Origin of the sequence: Micromonospora foliorum (assembly GCF_022229015.1) — a bacterium.
In the GTDB taxonomy this organism is placed as follows: Bacteria; Actinomycetota; Actinomycetes; order Mycobacteriales; family Micromonosporaceae; genus Micromonospora; species Micromonospora foliorum.
The window spans coordinates 1-1,752 of record NZ_JAKKFF010000528.1; the positions used below are offsets into that span (position 1 = coordinate 1).

General features: G+C 76.7%; 1 protein-coding gene and 1 pseudogene. Both read right to left on the reverse strand.

The features are described from left to right. A pseudogene (locus PSH25_RS29460) lies at positions 1 to 1,304 on the reverse strand (FtsX-like permease family protein); the annotation flags it as partial. After that, positions 1,301 to 1,752, reverse strand: a 452-nt coding sequence (locus PSH25_RS29465) for an FtsX-like permease family protein (RefSeq protein ID WP_308193751.1), incomplete at its 5' end; no start/stop codon positions are given. The gene PSH25_RS29465 and the pseudogene PSH25_RS29460, both read right to left, overlap by 4 nt.

The following is a 1,752-nucleotide window of genomic DNA, read 5'->3' on the forward strand; positions in this document are numbered from 1 at the left end:
CGGGCGGCGACGAGGGTGCCGAACGCCGGCCCGGCGACGGCACCGGCCAGGACCACGGGAACGGCCCAGGCCCAGGAGACGCCCGGAGCGGCCGCGCGGGCGAGCGCGAGCCCGACGGCGGCGGCCGACAGGGACACCACTGTGGACTCGATGACCAGTTCGGCACCGAGGTCGGGTAGCCCCGCCCCACGCTGCCGGGCGGCGGTCAGCACCGGGGTACGGCGGCCGACCAGCAGGTCGGCGGCGAGCAGCAGGACCAGTACCGTGGCGGTCAGCACCCCGGCGAGCAGGGCGGCGGCCTGTGCGTAAGCGGCGCTGTTCCGGGCACGGGCGTCGCGCAGGGCGGTGTCGAGCTGCGACTCCCACTTCAGGGACTGGCCGCGGTCGCCTGACGAGCCGGAGGCTGCCTTGAGCTTGACCACCTGGCTGGCGAGCGCCGCGGTGGCGTCCCAGGTGAGCGCGTCGGGAACGGGTGCGAAGTGGACGGTGCGCCGCAGTTGGTCCTCGTCGACGGCGAGCCGGGCGTCCGGTAACGACTCGCGTGACAGCAGGCCGGCGAACCGGGTGGTCCCCACGCCGTCGGCCCCGGGCACGGGACGCAGTAGCGCCGGGGCGAGTCGCCAGGCCGGGTCGGCGCTGTCCGTGGGTCGGTAGATCCCGCTGATCCGGACGTCCTTGTCGCGACCCTGGCCGTCCCTGACCGGGATCCGATCGCCGGGGCCGAGGTCGAGTGCGGTGGCGTCCGCCTCGGAGAGGCCGACCTGCACCGGCCAGGGCGGTCCGTCGTAGGGGGTCTCGACGTAGCGGTCGGAGACGGCGGGGCCGGGCGGGTTGCCGGCGATCCAGGTCACGTCCGGGCCGCCGAGGTCACCGGCCAGGAAGGTGAACTGGAAGGTACGCGGCACGCTGCCCTCGGTGATGCTGAGGATCGGGCCGTTGACAGCGGCGACGGGCGGGAGCAGCGCGGCGTCCAGGTCGGGCCCGAGCGCGTGTGTCGCCCGGGCGCGGAAGTCGTCGAGGTCCTCGGCGAGGCGGGGCATCCGGACCCGCCCGCCGGTCGGCCCGTCGTCGCGTTCCCAGTTGGCGCGTACGAGGACGTTCGAGTCCTGGCCGGCGCGGCGGACCGTGTCCTGGACGGCGTTGTCGGCGGCGGCGCGGAGCAGCGCCGGCGCGGCCCCGGCGAGCAGCGCGACGGCCGCGATGACGGCGGCGGTGAGGAGCAACGGTCCGGCGTCGGTACGGCCCCGGCCGCGGATGCTGGGCCAGTGCGGCGCCGGCCACCGGCGGGTCAGCCTCCGGTTCACGGCGCCACCCGCAGGTGCGCGGCGTCGGCGCGGCGGACCTGGACGGTGACCACGACGGCGACCGCCAGCATGCAGCCGGCCAGCAGTACGGCGAGCAGTGCGGCCTCGGCGGGCCACGGCCAGTGTGGCTGGGTGGCCGGGACGGGCGCGGCGCCGGTGTCGGAGCGTACGAGCAGGGGAGCGACGATGCGGGTGGCGAGCGCGCCGACGGCCGCGCCCACCGCGAGCAGGGGCAGCAGAACGCCGGCGTGCTGGCCGAGCAGCACGGCCCGGATGTCGCGCCGGGACATCCCCAGGCCGCGCAGCCGCGTCACCTCGACGGCGCGGACCTGTAGGTCGCAGGTGACGTGCAGGACGACGCCGGCGAGCAGCAGCAGGGCCGCGGCCGGGACGATGAGCCGCAGCGCGGCCGGCAGTCCGGCGCTCAGCGGGCCACCGCCCTGCACCT